This window comes from Hymenobacter caeli, from assembly GCF_013294115.1.
In the GTDB taxonomy this organism is placed as follows: Bacteria; Bacteroidota; Bacteroidia; order Cytophagales; family Hymenobacteraceae; genus Hymenobacter; species Hymenobacter caeli.
Map to the genome: position 1 here is coordinate 228,763 of NZ_JABSNP010000002.1, position 16,681 is coordinate 245,443.

Genomic DNA, 16,681 nt, shown 5'->3' on the forward strand with positions numbered 1-16,681 from the left:
GCCGAACGGCGGGCCTGGAGCGGGTAATGCCCGGGCTAGCTCCCGGCGGCCAGCTCGGCCAGCACCTGGGGCACGCCCACGCTGGCCGGGGCCACCACGTAGCGCACGCCGCGCCGGCCGGCCGCGGGCTGGTGCGGGTCGATGACGAACACCGGGCAGCCGGCCGGGGCGTAGTGCAGCAGGCCCGCCGCCGGGTACACTTGCAGCGAGGTGCCCACCACCAGCACGGCGTCGGCGGTGGCCACGGTTTCGGCGGCTTCCTCGATGGCCGGCACCTGCTCGCCAAACCACACGATGTGGGGCCGCAGCTGCGTGCCGTCGGGGCCCAGGTCGCCGGGCTGGATGTCGCCGGGGCAGTCGTACACCGCGGTTTCGTCGCCCACGGTGCGCATCTGGCGCAGCATGCCGTGCAGGTGCAGCACGTCGCTGGAGCCGGCCCGCTCGTGCAGGTCGTCCACGTTTTGGGTGATGATGCGCACGTGCCAGCCGGGCTGCGCTTCGAAGCCGTCCAGGGCGAGGTGGGCCGCGTTGGGCTGCACGGTGCGGGCCTGGGCGCGGCGCTGGTTATAAAAATCGAGCACCAGGGCGGGGTTGCGGGCGAAGGCTTCGGGCGTGGCCACGTCTTCCACGCGGTGGTCTTCCCACAGGCCGTTGGTGTCGCGGAAGGTGCGGATGCCGGACTCGGCCGACACGCCGGCTCCGGTGAGGACAACGAGGTGCTTCATGACAATTCTAAACGTTAAGCCGCGGCAAATGTGGCCAGGGAAACCCTAATAACACAAAAATGATATTGTAGGCCGCAACATCAAAGGAGGGCCGGCCGCCCCGCCCTCAAAACCGCCCCAGCTCGCCCGCCCCAAAGTCCCACTCTGGCGTGGCCATGACTGCCGCCGCTGGCCGCACCGCGAACCAAGCCCCGAGCGCGGGCTCGTCCACGTTGCGCAGCACGTGGATGCTCTGGGCGGGCATGTAGCTCTGGGCCAGCAGCATAAACCGCTGGCCGCTGGCAGGGTTTTCGGCCACGTCCACCACCAATACCGCGTGGCCGGGGGCCCCGCCGTGGACGAGCACGTCGCCGGGTTGCACTGCGGCCAGGGGCACGGGGCCCAGCTCGCGGCGCAGCGACCGGGTGCCCGCGTAGCCGAACGTGGGGACGAGGTAACGGGCGAGGGCGGCGTGGGTGGGCGCTTCGGCGGCCTTGGGCGCGGGCCGCACTTCCTCGCCCACCACCCGGAAGGTGCGGCCGGCCACGTAGTCGGAAAACCAGAAATCGTAGCCCGTGGTGAGGTGGAAATGCACCCGGTTGGGGTCGCGGCCGAACAGGTACTCGGCCCGCAGGCGAATAACCGCGTCGGCGCACTGCTGGAGGTCGGTGGGGCCCACGTCGATGTCGACCACGGCGGCCACCACGTCCTGGCGGTCCTTCAACTTACCGTTGTAGAGGCGGGCGGGGGTGCCGGCGGGGCGCAGGGGCAGCCCGCGCAGCCACGCGCCCCATGCGCCGGCCACCACCGCCACGCGCCGGCACCCGGCCGGGGCCGGAAACCGGGTAGCCAAGGTATTCCCGGCCCGGGTGGGCCGGTCCCGCCAAGCGTAGGCCGGGCCCGGTGGGGGCAGCGGCGGCCGGGAGGGGCCCGCGTCGGCCACCGCGGCCGGGCGCAGTACAGGGCCGGGCGCGACTAGCGCCGCGGCCAACAGGAAACAAACGAAGTGCACGAAGCCAATACGAATAAAAGGAGCCCGCCGCGCGCGGGCCCGGTAGCATAACGGCCAAGCGCTTGATTTAGCCTGCCGACCACTAAGCGGGGAATGCCCGTTTACTATTACCAGGCCAGCGACACGCAGGTGGCGATGCAGCAGTCCGCGTCGGTGGCAGTGGTCTGGTAGGAGCAGGGGCGCAGCCGCAGGCCGGTGGCCAACTCGGTGGTGCTGGTCCAGCTGTAGTTGCCCGACCAGTCGTAGTACGGAGTGCAGCTGCGGGCATAGGCGCGGGCCTCGGCGGTGGGGCGGGCTTCGTTGGCGCGGCTGGCGCGGGAGGCGGGGCGTTGCGATGCGTTTTTCATCGGTACCACGGGCTTAGAGGACGACGGTGGAGGCGGTGGTGGTGGCCCCCGTGCTATCGGTCACGGTCACGGTGTAGCAGCCAGCCGACAGGCCCAGCACCGTGGCGCCGGCCTGGGCCAGGGTTACGCCGGCCGTGGTGTTGCGCCAACTGTGGGTGTAGGGGGCCGAGCCGCCCGTGGCCACCACCGTGGCGGTGCCCCCGTGGCGGCTCCCGCCGGGCCGCGGAACGATGGCCGCCGCCAGCGGGGCCAGGGTTTTGAACATCACCGTGTTGCCGTACACTGTGCCCGCCGCGCCGGTGGCGTAGGCCCGCACGTAGTAGGTGGTGTCGCTGGACAGGTTGATGGACCGCGAAAAGCCGCCCGGGCCGCTGCCGATTTCCACCCGCGTGCCGTTGCCCAGGGTGGGGTGGGCCGCGAAGGCGCTGTACACAATGCCGCGCCTGATTCCGTCCCCGTCCAGGGCTGCAAAGCCGCCCAGCACGGCCGACGTAGCGGTGATGGCGTCGGCCAGCGTGGTGCCCACGGTGGGCAGGGGCCCGCTGCCCAGGCCGGTCGCATCCGGCCCCGGCAGCGGGCCCGCGGGCCCGCTGCCGTCGGCGCGGGCGGCGGCCAGCAGCTGGTGGTTGCCGGCCAGGTCCACCGCGGGCGGGGCGGACGCGTCGGTCGTGCGCACCGGCGCGTCGTGGGTGCCGTCGAGCCGCACGCGCCGCAGGTGGTTGGTGGGGGAAGGGGCGGGGGAGTCGTTGAGCATATAGTACAGGCAGTCGTGCACGCAGTCGAGGGCTAGGCCAACGAGCCGCGTGGCAAGGGCCCCGGCAATGGCCGGGGGAACGAAGAATAGGCTGGAGGCCCCGGTGGTAAGGTTCACGGCGTGGATGGCTTGGCCGTTGGGGTGGGTGGTGGCAATTAGCATCCGGTTGTTGGCCAGGTCCACAACCACCGTTTTGAGCGGCAGGGCCGCTACCGCGGGCGTAGCGGCCCTGCCGGGCGCTGCTGCGCCGGGGACGGCTGCCGCCACCTCCGGCACGGCCACCGCCCGGCTGGCCGCGGCTGCGGGCCGGAGCGGCTCGTGCGCGGGGTACCCCACGAAGGCGTGCGGCAAGCACACGTTCAGGGCCTGGTTGGACCCGGCAGTGTGGGCCGGGCCCGGCCCAAGGGCGGGCGCGCCGGGCAGGCGCGCCCCCACCAGGGAGAGCAGGGAGGCAAGGGAGAACACGGCGCGTGGAGAAGAAGGCCCGGCGGGGCAACCCGTCATAAAAAGATTAAAGCCAGCGCGAAAGGGGCGGCTGCCCCCGGCAGAAAACCCAGGACGGCGAAGGGAGCAGGGTAGAAACCCCCACCGACTAGCGGGCCGTCCTGGGCCCTCGGGCCGGTGGCCCCGGGCCCCGGCAGGGCGAGGCCAGCGAACGAGGAAAACCAAGCTGTTTTCATAGCGGTGAAAGGACTGGAAGTGTGGAAGTGCCGGCTGTTTACGCACGCAAAACAGCACCCTTCCCGCCGCCGATTTCAGCGTAGAAACACCCGTTTTAAAAACCCCGTATTTCTACGCGGTACTCCGGGGGCAAGCCCCGGTACTGGCCACGGCTTTACCCAGCCGGTTTGGCCTTTCCACATGGGCGGCGCACCTCAGCCGGGCCCTTTCCTAAAAGAGCGGGGTGCGTCCGGTAATTATAGGGTTGGCTTAAATCCGACGGCTGACATTCCTGCTTTTTTGGAGGGTTGTTCTCGAATAAAAAACGGCACGCAACAGAACGTCACCAGAAGCATCTCTCCCGCGTAGCTAATATGCCAATTGGGGCAGGAAAGATGCTTCGCTGCGCTCGGCATGACGTTCTGATTTTTTGCTAATTCAGCAAAAAATCTGGCCCCCCCTCACCCTACGTGCGCGGGGTACCCCTCCAGCGCACCGGCTGTGCAAAGCGGCTCTGCAGCGCTGCACCCGCAGACGCTATGTAGCCCCTGAAACGGCGGGGAGACGCTGGGAAATTAATTTCAATCCGCTAGTTAGAACGTATTCAGAATCAGTGCGTCGTAGCGCGAACTACAACGTTCGCGCTTCCACTGGCCGCCACGTGCCCTGATTTCGGACCCGCGCTAGGCGTCGAGCAGGCCGTGGCGCACGGCGTACACCACCAGCCCGGCCGAGTTGGGGGCGCTGGTTTTTTCGAGCAGGTTCTGCCGGTGGCCTTCCACGGTGCGGCGGCTGATGAAGAGCTGCCCGGCGATTTCGGCCGCGGTGCGGCCTTCGCAGATGAGGCGCAGGATTTCTTCCTCGCGGGGGGTGAGCTGCACCGGGTCGGGCAGCCGGGTGGCGGGCTGGCGGGTGGGCTGCTGCACGCCCCGCACCAGGGCCCGCGAAACGGCCGGCGTGAAGTGGTGGCCCGTGGTGAGCACGTCCTCTATGGCCGCCCGCAGCTGGTCCAGGTCGGCGTCTTTGGGCAGGTAGCTGCGGGCCCCCAGCTTCATCATCTGGGTGATGAACTTGTCGGCCGAAAACATCGACAGGACGATGATTTTCAGGTCCGGAAATTCTTCCAGCAGGCGCTGGGCCACTTCGGGGCCGTCCATGCCGGGCATTTGCAGGTCGAGCAGCAGCACGTCGGGCACGCGCTGGCGGCAGAGGCCCCGCAGCTCGTCGAACGCGCCCGCCTCCACCACGGCCTCCACGTAGGGCAGCGCTTGCAGGATGTACCGCAGCCCCTGCCGGAACAGCGGGTGGTCGTCGAGCAGCGCAATCCGAACCGGGTAATCGATGACGGGCATAGAAATAAAATTGGGCGGCCGCCGGCGTACCTCGTCCGTACCGGCCGCTGGTAGCATCAATTCAAAACCCCGCCATAATGTTAGCCGGCGGGCTCGGGCGCGTCCATTTCCACCGCCATGCGGGTGCCCGCGCCGGGGGCCGACTGCTGGCGCAGGTGGGCGTGCAGCATCTGCACCCGCACCTCGATGCTGCGCAGGCCGGCCCCGCCGCTGGCCGCCTTGGTGGCCCCGGGGGCCAGGGGCACGAAGCCGCAGCCGTCGTCCTCCACTTCCAGCACCAGGCGGGGCCCCTGCTGGCGCAGGCGCACGTCGAGCCGGGTGGCGCCCCGGGCGTGCTTCAGGGCGTTGTGCAGCAGCTCCTGGCAGATGCGGTACAGGGCCAGCTCCTCGGCCAGGGGCAGGGGGCGGGGGTAGTCCACGGCCAGCCCGATGGCGAGGGCCCCGGTTTCGTTGCTCACGTCCACGAGGTGCTGGAGGGCCTCGGCCAGGCCGAAGCGGGCCAGCACGGCCGGGTAGAGGCTGTGCGAGATGCTGCGCACGTCGAGCACGGCCGCGCCCATGATTTCCTGCACCAGCCCGAGCAGCTGCCCCGCGTCGTCGGCCGGGGGGCCGCTGCCCAGGCGGTTCACGAGCAGCTTGGCCGTGGCAATGGTCGAGCCGATGCCGTCGTGCAGGTCGCGGCCAATCCGCTCCCGCTCGCGCTCCTGGGCCTCAATCACGGCCGTGAGCAGCTGCTGCTGGTACTCGGCTTCGGCGGCCCGCAGCCGCAGCTGCTGTTGCAGCAGGCGCTTCTGGTACGTCACCAAAAACACCACCAGCAGCGCCGCCGCCAGCAGCATGAACCCGATGCCCCCGAAGAGCAGCTGGCCGAACGCTACTTCGCTGGGCGCATCCATAGGGCCAGGCAGTAGCAGGAGTGGAGCAGGATATGGAGTACGTTTTGAACCGACCAGATATTCCGGTTGGTCTGCAAAGAATAATGCCGTAGCATGTAATCGCTAAAAAGGGCAATTTGCAGGTAGCCCAAAAAATAAATAGACAGCCCAACAGATACCCAAAACATTGGTTCGCGCGTCAGGCTCATTACCCATAACTCGTTGAGCAACTTACGAAAATATAACCCGACTAATCCTAATATAAATACGCTCTGAACTACCTGTTGCCCAGGCCTGTACGAAGAAAGGCCAGGAGCTGATACCAAGCTGTCGAACGCTACGTAAATCGCAAATCCTACGATTAACCATTGCGCGGTTTTGGTGAAAGTGGCCGAGTGTAAAGTGTGTTGATAAATTAGGACAAGCAGCCCGAGTTCGCCCACTATATAGATGGGCATTAAGAATAAATTGTTTCCGTGCTGAAAAATAATTAATAACCCCGCTACCTCAAGGGGTAGTTCAAACCAAGCAAGCCCAGCGAGGTAGCGTAGGTTGTTGGGAAGTTGACGAAAACGCACAAAACCGATGACGGCTGCCAGGACGACTGGTACCAAAGTAAGTCGCCCCGATACCAATGCGAACGTAAGTTGTTTGGTGTCAGACATCTGTCAAATCGATTGCCATTGCCCAGCAATGAAAGATAGCTACGCTTTCCTCGGACCTATTTAGGAGCGGGCGGGCTGGGCTGGCCTATGTCAAAGAATGGGTCATCCGAAGCTGTTGCCGCACTCTCCGCTGTCGTGTCCTTCGCCGCTATGTTACTTGTTGCCGCACCCTTCTCGGTGGGGTTGTAAAGCCGCATCGCCAGCCCGAAGGTTTGTGTCAGGGCCGCACTAACGGGCGCGTAAAACTCGTGCAGGGTGAAGTTCAGACAGACGTTCTGTTGGTCAAATGGTTGGGCGTTGTAGAGCGGGGTCATGAAGTCGGACAGGTCGAAATTGTACCCGCGCAGAGGGCCCGCGGCGGCCCCGGCGGGCGTGGTGAACATGGCCGGCGTGGCCGGGCCCGCTTTGGCCCAGTTGAGCAGCCACTCGCGCACCAGGTTGTGGGGCACCTGCGTGGCGTGCACGGCTACCTGCGCGGGAGACGCGGCCGTGCGGGCCGCCACTACTTCCTGCGCCGCATCCCCCGCGTTAGCGGCGGCCAGCGGCACGTAGTAGGCCGACAGCTGCTGGTCGGCCGCATCGGTCACGAACAGCGCCACGGAGAACTTGTGGTCGTCCGTCACCAAGAAACGCGCTTTCACGAAGCGGCCCCCCACGGTTGACACCAGCTGCACCACCTGTTGCAGCGTAAACTGCACGTTGGGCATTTTGCCGCCCGGGGCCGCGAAGCAGGCGGCCAGCGCTTTGGCGTCGGCCGCGGCGGCCAGCCACTGCTTGGTGTACCGATCAAACTCGTCGGGGGTAAGGAGGCCAGGGGTAGCGTTTGCCATTGTGGTAAAAAGGAAGGAGTTGGTTGAACCGTTCAAAGGTAGAAGCCAACCCCAAAGGATTTCTATATAGCCGGGCTTTTTGTCGAATTTGTTTTCCTACGCCTCGTGCAGGCACAAAAAAGCCCGCGCAAGGCGGGCTTTTTCCATTGCTGGCCGCGGGCCGGCTACTTGGCGGCGGCGGCCTTCCTGGGGGCCGCTTTTTTGGGAGCCGCCGCTTTGGCCGCCGGCTTCTTGGCCGCGGCGGTGGCTTTTTTGGCAGCCGGCTTCTTGGCCGCGGCGGGTTTCTTCTTGGCCGGCTCGTCGGCTCCTTTCTCGGCCGGGGCGGCTTTTTTGGCGAAGCGGCCGCCCTTGGCGGGCTTGTCGGGGGTGGCGTCGGCCAGCTCCTGGCAGCGGGCCAGGGTGAGGTCGGCGGGCTCCTCGCCCTTCGGGATTTTCACGTTCTTCTTGCCCGCCACGATGTAGGGCCCGAAGCGCCCGTTGAGCACCTGGATGTCGGGGTTTTCGGGAAAGGCCTTGATGAGGCGCTCGGCGTCAGTCTTGCGCTTGTTCTCAATCAGCAGCACTGCTTCGTCGCCGGTAATCGTGTGGGGGTCCTGCTCCTTGGTGAGGGAGAAAAACTTGCCGTCGTGCCGCACGTAGGGCCCGAAGCGGCCCAGGGCCGCCGTCATGTCCTTGTCCTCGAACTGCCCCACGATGCGCGGCAGCTTGAACAATTCCAGGGCCTCTTCCAGCGTCAGGCTCTCGATGAACTGGCCCTTGCGCAGGTTGGCGTAGGCCGGTTTCACTTCGCCGTCGGGGTCGCCCAGGGCCACGTAGGGTCCGTACTTGCCCAGGCGGGCCGTTATTTTGTCGCCCGTGTCGGGGTGCACGCCCAGCTCGCGGGTGCCGCCCAGCGTGCTGCGCTCGATGTCCTGCCCGGCCTCAATCGTCGCGTGGAACTTGCCGTAGAAGCCGGTCAGCATCTTCGTCCAGTCCTCGTGGCCGTTGGCAATCTGGTCGAACTCGTCCTCCACCTTGGCCGTGAACTGAAAGTCCACCACCGTGGGGAAGTGCGCCACTAGGAAGTCGTTGACCACCATCGCCGTATCGGTCGGGAACAGCTTGGCTTTCTCGGCCCCGTAGTTCTCGGTTTTCACCTCCGTCTGCACCTCGGCATCCGCCAGCGTCAGCACGTGGAACTTGCGCTCCTTGCCCTCGCGGGTATCTTTTTCCACGTAGCCGCGCTTCTGCACCGTGCTGATGGTGGGGGCGTAGGTGCTGGGCCGGCCGATGCCCAGCTCCTCGAGCTTCTTCACCAGCGAGGCCTCGGTATAGCGGGCCGGCGGGGCCGAAAACCGCTCCGTGGCGCTCAGGCGCTGCAAGGGCAGGGCCTGGCCCACGCTCAGCGGGGGCAGCCCGCGCGAGAAGCTGCTTTCGCTGTCCTTGGCCGCGCCGTCCTCGTCTTCGTCCTCGTCGTCCTTGCTCTCGGCGTACACCTTCAGGAAGCCCTCGAAGGTGATGACCTCGCCGGTGGCCCCGAACGTGGTGCCCGGCAGCGTGCTGATGCCGATAACGGCCGTGGTGCGCTCAATCACGGCCTCCGCCATCTGCGAGGCCATGGCCCGCTTGCGAATCAGGTCGTAGAGGCGCTGCTCCGAGGCGTCGCCCCCGGCCTTCACGGCCCCGAAGTCGGTGGGGCGGATGGCCTCGTGGGCCTCCTGGGCCGAGGCCGACTTGGTTTTGAAGGTGCGCTGGTGGTGGTACGCGGCCCCGTAGGCCGCCGTGATGGCCGCCTGGGCCCCCGCCTGCGCGTCCTGCGACAGGTTCACCGAGTCCGTCCGCATGTAGCTGATTTTGCCGGCTTCGTACAGCTTCTGGGCCACGCTCATGGTCTGGGCCACCGAGTAGCCCAGCTTGCGCGAGGCCTCCTGCTGGAGCGTGCTGGTGGTGAAGGGCGCGGCCGGGCTGCGCTTGCCGGGCTTTTTGTCGAGGCTCTCAATCCGGTAGGTGGCCCCCACGCAGCTGTTCAAAAAGGCTTCGGCCTCGGCGCGGGTTTTGAAGCGGGTGGGCAGGTCGGCCTCCAGCACGGCCCCGCGGCCGGCGTCGAAGCGGGCCACCACGCGGTAGGCGCTGGCGCTCAGGAAGTGGCTGACTTCGCGCTCCCGCTCCACCACCAGGCGCACGGCCACGCTCTGCACGCGGCCGGCGCTCAGGCCGGGCTTCACCTTTTTCCAGAGCACGGGGCTCAGCTCGAAGCCCACGAGGCGGTCGAGCACGCGGCGCGCCTGCTGGGCGTTCACCAGGTTCTGGTCCACCTCGCGGGGGTTGGCAATGGCCCCCAGGATGGCGTTTTTGGTAATTTCGCGGAACACGATGCGCCGGGTTTTGGTCGGGGCCAGGTTCAGCGTCTCGGCCAGGTGCCAGGAAATGGCCTCGCCCTCGCGGTCGTCGTCACTCGCCAGCCACACCAGCTCGGCCTCCTTGGCCAGCTTCTTCAACTGGCCAATCAACTCCTTTTTGTCGGCCGACACCACGTAGGTGGGCTTGAAGCCGTTGGCGATGTCGATGGCGTTGTTGTCCTTCGGCAGGTCGCGCACGTGGCCGTAGCTGGAGCGCACCACGAAGTCCGGGCCCAGGTAGCCTTCGATGGTTTTGGCCTTGGCCGGGGATTCGACAATAATTAAATTCTTAACCATAAAGGGGAAAGGAGTAGCGAGCAAGCAAGCGGGTAGGGTAGATGTAACGCAATAACTGCAACCGGAGATTGAAAAGCGGGGGCAAAGATGTCGGAATAATCCTGCCCGGGGCCCCCGGGCCTAGCAACAGCCCCGCCCCCGTCCCGGTTTCCGGCCCCCGCCGGCCCGCCTATCTTTGCCAATGCGGCCCCCGTGCGCGACCTTCGCCGGCCCTGCCGCGCCGTCCCCTTCCCCTCCCTCGTCAGCACTCCTTTATATATGGCCTCCCCGAAGACCTCGCCACCCAAGCCCCGGCGGGCCCCCGCTGCCCCGGCCGACGCGCCCGCGGAGGCCCCCGCCCACGGCGTCTCCACCGATATGACGCGCACCACTAATGACCTGACCCGTAAGCGCGGCAGCTCGCGCGGCTCCGTCGATACCCAGGACCCGGGCTACGTGAACGACCAGCTCAACCGGGTGCTCTACGCCCTCGACGCCTTTAAGAAGGGCGACGTGAGCGTGCGCCTGACCAAGCAGAACGACGACATCTTCGCCGAAATCGCCGAGGCCTACAACTCGATGGTGGCCATGATCGGCGGGGTGGGCGGCGAGGTGTCGCGCATCAGCAAGGTGGCCGGCGTGGAAGGCAACCTCAAGGCCCGCGCCGCCGTCGACGGCTCGTCGGGCTTCTGGCGCGACATGATCAACAACATCAACGGCCTGGTGGACAGCATCGCCGTGCCGGTGCTGGAAGTGGGTAAGGTGCTCAAAAACATCAGCCGCGGCAACCTCGACGAGCGGTTTCAGATTCCGGTATCGGGCGATTTCAAGGTAATGGCCGAAACCATCAACAAGACGATTGACAACCTGAACGTGTTTGCCGGCGAAGTAAGCCGGGTGGCCCAGGAAGTGGGCACCGAGGGCCGCCTGGGCGGCCAGGCCGTGGTACCCAACGTGGGCGGCGTGTGGAAAGAGTTGACGGACAACGTGAACGTAATGGCCTCGAACCTGACTTCTCAGGTGCGCGACATTGCCAACGTGGCCACCGCCGTGGCCCGCGGCGACCTCAGCCAGAAGGTGACCGTGGAATTGAAGGGCGAGCTGCTCCAGCTCAAGCAGAACCTCAACCAGATGGTGGACTCGCTGAACCTGTTCGCGGGCGAGGTGAGCCGGGTGGCCCAGGACGTGGGCACCGAGGGCCAGCTCGGGGGCCAGGCGCAAGTACCCGGCGTATCGGGCACCTGGAAAGACCTGACCGACAACGTGAACAACATGGCGGCGAACCTGACTTCTCAGGTGCGCGACATCGCCAACGTGGCCACGGCCGTGGCCCGCGGCGACCTCAGCCAGAAGATGACGGTGTCGGTGAAGGGCGAAATCCTGGAGCTGAAAAACATCCTCAACCAGATGGTGGACTCGCTGAACGTGTTCAGCGACGAGGTGACGCGGGTGGCGCGGGAGGTGGGCACCGAGGGCAAGCTCGGCGGCCAGGCCAACGTGCCCCGCGTGGCCGGGGCCTGGAAAGAGCTGACGGACAACGTGAACGTGATGGCGGCGAATTTGACGAGCCAGGTGCGCGACATCGCCAACGTGGCCACGGCCGTGGCCCGCGGCGACTTGAGCCAGAAGATGACGGTGGACGCGCAGGGCGAAATCCTCGACCTGAAGAACATCCTGAGCCAGATGGTGGACTCGCTCAACATCTTCGCCGGCGAGGTGACCCGCGTGGCCCGCGAGGTCGGCACCGAGGGCATCCTGGGCGGCCAGGCCAACGTGCCCCGGGTATCGGGCACCTGGAAAGACCTGACCGACAACGTGAACGTGATGGCCTCGAACCTGACGAGCCAGATGCGCGACATCGCCAACGTGGCCACGGCCGTGGCCCGCGGCGACCTCAGCCAGAAAATCACCGTCAACGTGCGGGGCGAGTTGTTGCAGCTCAAGGAAAACCTCAACCAGATGGTGGACTCGCTCAACACCTTCGGCGACGAGGTGACGCGGGTGGCGCGGGAGGTGGGCACCGAGGGCAAGCTCGGCGGCCAGGCCAACGTGCCCGGCGTGCGCGGCACCTGGAAGGCCTTGACGGACAACGTGAACGTGATGGCGGCGAATTTGACGAGCCAGGTGCGCGACATCGCCAACGTGGCCACGGCCGTGGCCCGCGGCGACTTGAGCCAGAAGATGACGGTGGACGCGCAGGGCGAAATCCTCGACCTGAAGAACATCCTGAGCCAGATGGTGGACTCGCTCAACATCTTCGCCGGCGAGGTGACCCGCGTGGCCCGCGAGGTCGGCACCGAGGGGCAGCTCGGGGGCCAGGCCAACGTGCCCGACGTGAGCGGCACTTGGAAAGACCTGACCGACAACGTGAACACGATGGCCGCCAACCTCACCACGCAGGTGCGCGGCATCGTGGCGGTGGTCACGGCCGTGAGCCAGGGCGACCTGACCCGCAAGCTGACGCTGGAAGCGGCCGGCGAGGTGGCCGACCTGGCCGCCACCATCAACCGCATGGTGGACGACCTCAACCGCCTGGCCTCGGAGGTGAGCCGGGTGGCCCGCGTGGCCGGGGCCGAGGGCAAGCTCACCGAGCGGGCCACCGTCACCGACGTGTCGGGCTCGTGGAAAGAGCTGGTGGACACCCTCAACGCCCTGATTGAGAGCATTGCCCTGCCGGTGCTGGAGGTGAGCCGCGTAGTGCGGGCCATTTCGGAGGGCGACTTCACCCAGCAGGTGGAGGTGCAGGCCGCCGGCGACCTCGAAGCCATGAGCAGCGCCCTGAGCCTGGCCGTGGTGAGCGTGAACGACCTGCTGAGCGAAATCAACGACTCGGCCCAAGTGGTGGGCACCTCGTCGGAAGAGATGGTGGAAAAGGGCCAGGCCATGAGCAGCGTGACGGCCAACGTGGCGCTGGCCATGCAGCAGATGGCCGAGGGGGCCCAGAACCAGGCCCTCAAAACCGACCAGGCCTTCAAGCTGATCGAGGAAATTATGCAGGCCACCAAGGAAACGGCCGACAAGGCCGACGTGGTGAACAAGTCGGCCATCATGGGCGAGCAAACCTCGCAACTGGGCCTAAAAACGGTGGCCGAAGTGGTGAAAAACATGGAAGAGATTTCCAGCGCCGCCTCCCAAACCTCGCGCACCATTGAAGTGCTCAGCACCCGGGCCCAGGAAATCAGCAAGGCCCTGAGCGTGATTACCGACATTGCTTCCCAAACCAACCTGCTGGCCCTGAACGCCGCCATCGAGGCGGCCCGGGCCGGCGAGGCGGGCCGGGGCTTCGCGGTGGTGGCCGAAGAAATCCGCAAGCTGGCCGAAGGCTCGCGCAAGTCGGCCAGCGAGATTGCCACGCTGGTGGACGACGTGCGCAAGGACACCACCAGCGCCGCCACCGCCATAAATACGATGGAAGGGCGGGTGCTGAAGGGCAAAAACGCCACCTTCGAGGCCAGCGCGGCCTTCAAGAACATTGCCACCAGCAGCGGCGAAACCCTGCGCACCTCGCGCGACATCCTCACGGCCACCGAGGTGCAGCGCACCTCCATCGGCGACGTGGTGAAGTACGTGGAGGAAGTGGTGGCCATTGCCGAGCAAACCGCCACCGGCACCCAACAGGTGGCCGGCACGGCCCAGCAGCTCAGCGCCTCCATGCAGGAGCTGACCGCCAGCAGCCAGCGCCTCACCGACATCGCCGACGACCTGCAGCTGGGCCTCTCGGCCTTCCAGCTGGGCGACTACATCGAAGCCGAGCCGGAGCCCGTCCCGGTGCCTGCCCCGCCGGTGCGCCGCCGCCTGGTGGCCCGCGCCAGCCAGAACGGCCACGCAGCCGCGGCCGCCGCACCGCCGGCCCCCGCTGCCGGCCCGGTCCGCCCCGTGCGCCAAGCCGCCAAGCCCGCACCGGCTGAAATGCCGGCCCCGGCGGCCAACGGCCGGCCGGCCGCCAAGCCCCGGCCGCAGCGAATCAAACCCAAAGCCGCCACCAAATAGGGCCGGCTGACCCGATTTGGCCCGATTCAAGCACCATCATCTAGGTACCAAGCACCAAGCACCAACCTATGGCCGATTCCGTTTTGAGCCCCTTGGGGGGGCGGGCCGCGCCGCCGGCCCCCGAGGCCACGGTGCAGCTCATCGTGTTTCAGCTGGCGGGCGAAGACTACGGCATCCGCATCGAGCAGGTGCGCGAGGTCACCATCACGCCCGAAGTGGCGCGGATGCCCAAAACCCCGGCCTTCATCAAGGGCATCGTCAACCTGCGCGGCGACATCATCGCCGTCATCGACCTGGAAGAGCGGTTCGGGCTGGTGAAAACGGCCCGGCCGCTGCCCGAGCGTTCCTACACCGTGGCCGTGGAAGCGGCCGACTACACCATCGGCCTGGCCGTGCGCGAGGTGCCGCGCCCGCTGCGCATTCCGGCCGCCGCCATCGAGGCAGCCCCCGAGTTTTTGCAGGACAGCGGCCAGCGGGAGCGCTACCTCGAGGGCATCGCCAAACTGCCCGACGGCAGCGTTATCATCGTGCTGGACATGCGCAAGTTGCTTACGGCCACTGAGATACTGCGCCTGCCGAATTAATCAGCACCTTTGGCCGCGCCTGCCCGTATAGCCTGCGGCCGCGCCCGGCTGCTTCTATTTTCACCCAGCTTACCCTTTTGGTCTTTTTATAATGAATAAGCGCATCCTCATCGTCGACGACTCCTTTTATATGCGCACGATGCTCAAGAATATGCTCACCGATGCCGGCTACGAAGTGGTGGGCGAGGCCGCCAACGGCCAGCAGGCCCTGGAAATGGCCGCTTCGACCGCGCCCGACCTCATCACCCTCGACGTGATTTTGCCCGACAACACCGGCCTCGACGTGCTGCGCGGCCTGCGCCAGCAGTCGCCCAACGCCAAAGTGGTGATGTGCAGCGCCGTGGGCCAGGAGGTCATCGTGAACGAGGCCATCGAGAACGGGGCCCTGGCCTACATCGTGAAGCCGTTTTCGGAGGAGCGGGTGCTGGAAATTGTGGGCTCGGCGCTGCGGGGCGATGCGGCGTAGCATCGGCTGCCCGGTTGCGGCGGCTCGGCCAGCCCGGTTTGGCACCGCTTACGCGCCAACGTCCGGCTCGCGCCCGCACCCGTTAGTTTCTGGCATAAACCTTTCAATTTTCTGCCCATGACCGCCCGCGAACAGGAATACCGCGAGCTGTTCATGGCCGAGGCGCTGGAGTACTACGAAAGCATGAGCCGCCACCTGAGCGAGCTGGAGCGGACCCCCGACGACGTGCCGGCCCTCAACGAGCTGTTCCGGCTCATGCACAACCTGAAGTCGAACGCCCGCGCCATGGGCCACACCGCCATCGGCGAGGTGGCCCACAGCCTGGAAACGGTGTTCGGCCTGATTCGCGACCGGGAGCGGGCCTTTGCCGGCCCGCTGGTGGCGGTGGTATTCACCGGCCTCGACGAACTGGGGGCCATGATTCGGGCCGTGGGGGCCGACCAGCCCCTGCCCGACGCGGCCGCGCTGCTCGACAACCTGGCCCGCGTGGCTCGCGGCGACGAGCCCGTGCTGCCCGCCCCGGCCCCCGCCGACGCCGAGGCCCCCGCCGAGGAGGACGCCCGCAAGCTGGAGCTGTCCGACCTGGTGTACATCCAGGTGCGCAAGCTCGACAAGCTGCTGAACCTGGTGGGCGAGCTGGTGATTGACCGCGACCGGATTCTGACCCTGGCCGAAGAAATTGGCCACCCGGCCCTGCAAGCCACCGCCCGCCACCTGTTCCGCATCTCCGACGACTTGCAGTACAGCGTGATGGACGTGCGCCTGGTAGGCGTGGGGGTGCTGCTGAACAAGTTTCCGCGGGTGGTGCGCGACGTGGCCACCGCCGAGGGCAAGGAAGTGGAGCTGAGCCTGGGCGGCCAGGACGTGCAGATTGACCGCAACGTGCTGCAAATCATGACCGATGCCCTGCTGCACCTGGTGCGCAACGGCGTGAGCCACGGCCTCGAAGCCCCCGCCGAGCGCGAAGCGGCCGGCAAGCCCCGCGTGGGCCAGCTGCGCCTGTTGGCCCTCACCGAGCGCGACGACGTGCTGATTGAGGTGGCCGACGACGGCCCCGGCATCGACACGGAGGCCGTGCGCCGCAAGGCCGTGGAGCGCGGCCTGGCCACCGCCGAGCTGGCCGCTACCCTCGACGAGCAGGCCGTGTGGGCCTTTCTGTTCGAGCCGGGCTTCTCGACGGCCGCGCAGGTGACCGACATTTCGGGCCGTGGCGTGGGCCTCGACGTGGTGAAGCGGGCCCTGGACTCGCTCGGGGGCCAGCTGCGCATTGCTTCAGTACTGGGGCAAGGCACGTCGTTCACGCTGGTGCTGCCCACCTCCATCGCCGTGAAGGGGGCCCTGCTCGTGGAGCTGGACGGCCGGCCCTACGCCGTGCCCCTGCTGCACACCGACACCGTGCTGGCGCTGCGCCCCGACGAGTTTTCGGTGGTGGGCGGCCTGCTGCTGGCCCACGTGCAGGGCCAGGCCGTGCCGGTGGTGCCCCTGCGCGAGCTGCTGCACGCCGAAGGCACCGAGGCCCTGCCCGCCGCCGACAAAACCCTGCTCCAGGGCCCCCAGCAAGTGCTGGTCGTCAACTACAACCACCGCCGCCTGGGCCTGCTCGTCGACCAGTTTTTGCGCCAGCAGAACATCGTCGTCAAGGCCTTGAGCAAGCCGCTGGACGCCATTGATTTATTCGGGGGCGTGACGCTGCTCGGCAGCGGGCAGGTGTGCCTGGTGCTCGACGTGCCCGCCCTCACCCGTTTGTTTGTTGCCCGCCGGGCGTAGTTTTCCGTACTGCCTCATGCT

The 16,681-nt window shown here is 66.8% G+C and carries 13 protein-coding genes; 4 read left to right on the forward strand and 9 right to left on the reverse strand.

The window, feature by feature from the left end; all coding sequences use genetic code 11:
* Positions 1-35 precede the first annotated feature (35 nt).
* The 9 genes from HNP98_RS02680 to topA all read right to left on the reverse strand — a co-directional run bounded on the left by HNP98_RS02680 (position 36) and on the right by topA (position 9,874).
* The gene (locus tag HNP98_RS02680) at positions 36-725 is read right to left on the reverse strand and encodes a Sir2 family NAD-dependent protein deacetylase (protein ID WP_173808507.1); all 690 of its coding nucleotides are present in this window, start codon (positions 723-725) and stop codon (positions 36-38) included.
* A 106-nt stretch (positions 726-831) separates the two neighbouring features.
* Entirely contained in the window at positions 832-1,716 is an 885-nt protein-coding gene (locus HNP98_RS02685; protein ID WP_173808508.1) for a DUF4846 domain-containing protein, read from the reverse strand.
* A gap of 107 nt (positions 1,717-1,823) precedes the next feature.
* Positions 1,824-2,063, reverse strand: a complete 240-nt coding sequence (locus HNP98_RS02690; protein WP_173808509.1) for a hypothetical protein — start codon at positions 2,061-2,063, stop codon at positions 1,824-1,826.
* A gap of 13 nt (positions 2,064-2,076) precedes the next feature.
* Positions 2,077-3,282 (reverse strand): hypothetical protein, encoded by a 1,206-nt coding sequence (locus HNP98_RS02695; protein WP_173808510.1) that lies wholly within the window; start codon positions 3,280-3,282, stop codon positions 2,077-2,079.
* A gap of 878 nt (positions 3,283-4,160) precedes the next feature.
* The gene (locus HNP98_RS02700) at positions 4,161-4,829 is read right to left on the reverse strand and encodes a response regulator (RefSeq protein ID WP_173808511.1); all 669 of its coding nucleotides are present in this window, start codon (positions 4,827-4,829) and stop codon (positions 4,161-4,163) included.
* Between the two features lie 80 nt (positions 4,830-4,909).
* Positions 4,910-5,725 (reverse strand): sensor histidine kinase, encoded by an 816-nt coding sequence (locus tag HNP98_RS02705; RefSeq protein ID WP_173808512.1) that lies wholly within the window; start codon positions 5,723-5,725, stop codon positions 4,910-4,912.
* Positions 5,704-6,369 (reverse strand): hypothetical protein, encoded by a 666-nt coding sequence (locus HNP98_RS02710; protein WP_173808513.1) that lies wholly within the window; start codon positions 6,367-6,369, stop codon positions 5,704-5,706. The genes HNP98_RS02705 and HNP98_RS02710 overlap by 22 nt, the downstream gene beginning before the upstream one ends.
* 56 nt (positions 6,370-6,425) lie before the next feature.
* Positions 6,426-7,199 carry a hypothetical protein gene (locus HNP98_RS02715; protein WP_173808514.1) on the reverse strand — a complete coding sequence of 258 codons (774 nt, stop codon included), beginning with the start codon at positions 7,197-7,199 and terminating at the stop codon, positions 6,426-6,428.
* Positions 7,200-7,363: 164 nt separating this feature from the next.
* The gene (gene topA, locus HNP98_RS02720) at positions 7,364-9,874 is read right to left on the reverse strand and encodes a type I DNA topoisomerase (protein WP_173808515.1); all 2,511 of its coding nucleotides are present in this window, start codon (positions 9,872-9,874) and stop codon (positions 7,364-7,366) included.
* A 258-nt stretch (positions 9,875-10,132) separates the two neighbouring features.
* On the opposite strand from topA, the gene HNP98_RS02725 reads away from it, so the two are divergent.
* From HNP98_RS02725 to HNP98_RS02740, 4 genes are all read left to right on the forward strand, one after another.
* Positions 10,133-13,843 carry a HAMP domain-containing protein gene (locus HNP98_RS02725; protein WP_246274928.1) on the forward strand — a complete coding sequence of 1,237 codons (3,711 nt, stop codon included), beginning with the start codon at positions 10,133-10,135 and terminating at the stop codon, positions 13,841-13,843.
* Between the two features lie 68 nt (positions 13,844-13,911).
* The gene (locus HNP98_RS02730) at positions 13,912-14,427 is read left to right on the forward strand and encodes a chemotaxis protein CheW (protein ID WP_173808516.1); all 516 of its coding nucleotides are present in this window, start codon (positions 13,912-13,914) and stop codon (positions 14,425-14,427) included.
* Positions 14,428-14,518: 91 nt separating this feature from the next.
* The gene (locus tag HNP98_RS02735) at positions 14,519-14,893 is read left to right on the forward strand and encodes a response regulator (protein WP_173808517.1); all 375 of its coding nucleotides are present in this window, start codon (positions 14,519-14,521) and stop codon (positions 14,891-14,893) included.
* Positions 14,894-15,010: 117 nt separating this feature from the next.
* On the forward strand, positions 15,011-16,660 hold the full coding sequence (locus HNP98_RS02740) for a chemotaxis protein CheA (RefSeq protein ID WP_173808518.1): 1,650 nt from the start codon (positions 15,011-15,013) through the stop codon (positions 16,658-16,660).
* Positions 16,661-16,681 lie beyond the last annotated feature (21 nt).

What these genes read in the sequence shown, in the direction of transcription:
- HNP98_RS02680 (WP_173808507.1), bottom strand. Translation starts at nt 725, where the DNA reads ATGAAGCACCTCGTTGTCCTCACCGGAGCCGGCGTGTCGGCCGAGTCC.
- HNP98_RS02690 (WP_173808509.1), bottom strand. Translation starts at nt 2,063, where the DNA reads ATGAAAAACGCATCGCAACGCCCCGCCTCCCGCGCCAGCCGCGCCAAC.
- HNP98_RS02700 (WP_173808511.1), bottom strand. Translation starts at nt 4,829, where the DNA reads ATGCCCGTCATCGATTACCCGGTTCGGATTGCGCTGCTCGACGACCAC.
- HNP98_RS02705 (WP_173808512.1), bottom strand. Translation starts at nt 5,725, where the DNA reads ATGGATGCGCCCAGCGAAGTAGCGTTCGGCCAGCTGCTCTTCGGGGGC.
- HNP98_RS02710 (WP_173808513.1), bottom strand. Translation starts at nt 6,369, where the DNA reads ATGTCTGACACCAAACAACTTACGTTCGCATTGGTATCGGGGCGACTT.
- HNP98_RS02715 (WP_173808514.1), bottom strand. Translation starts at nt 7,199, where the DNA reads ATGGCAAACGCTACCCCTGGCCTCCTTACCCCCGACGAGTTTGATCGG.
- topA (WP_173808515.1), bottom strand. Translation starts at nt 9,874, where the DNA reads ATGGTTAAGAATTTAATTATTGTCGAATCCCCGGCCAAGGCCAAAACC.
- HNP98_RS02725 (WP_246274928.1), top strand. Translation starts at nt 10,133, where the DNA reads ATGGCCTCCCCGAAGACCTCGCCACCCAAGCCCCGGCGGGCCCCCGCT.
- HNP98_RS02730 (WP_173808516.1), top strand. Translation starts at nt 13,912, where the DNA reads ATGGCCGATTCCGTTTTGAGCCCCTTGGGGGGGCGGGCCGCGCCGCCG.
- HNP98_RS02735 (WP_173808517.1), top strand. Translation starts at nt 14,519, where the DNA reads ATGAATAAGCGCATCCTCATCGTCGACGACTCCTTTTATATGCGCACG.
- HNP98_RS02740 (WP_173808518.1), top strand. Translation starts at nt 15,011, where the DNA reads ATGACCGCCCGCGAACAGGAATACCGCGAGCTGTTCATGGCCGAGGCG.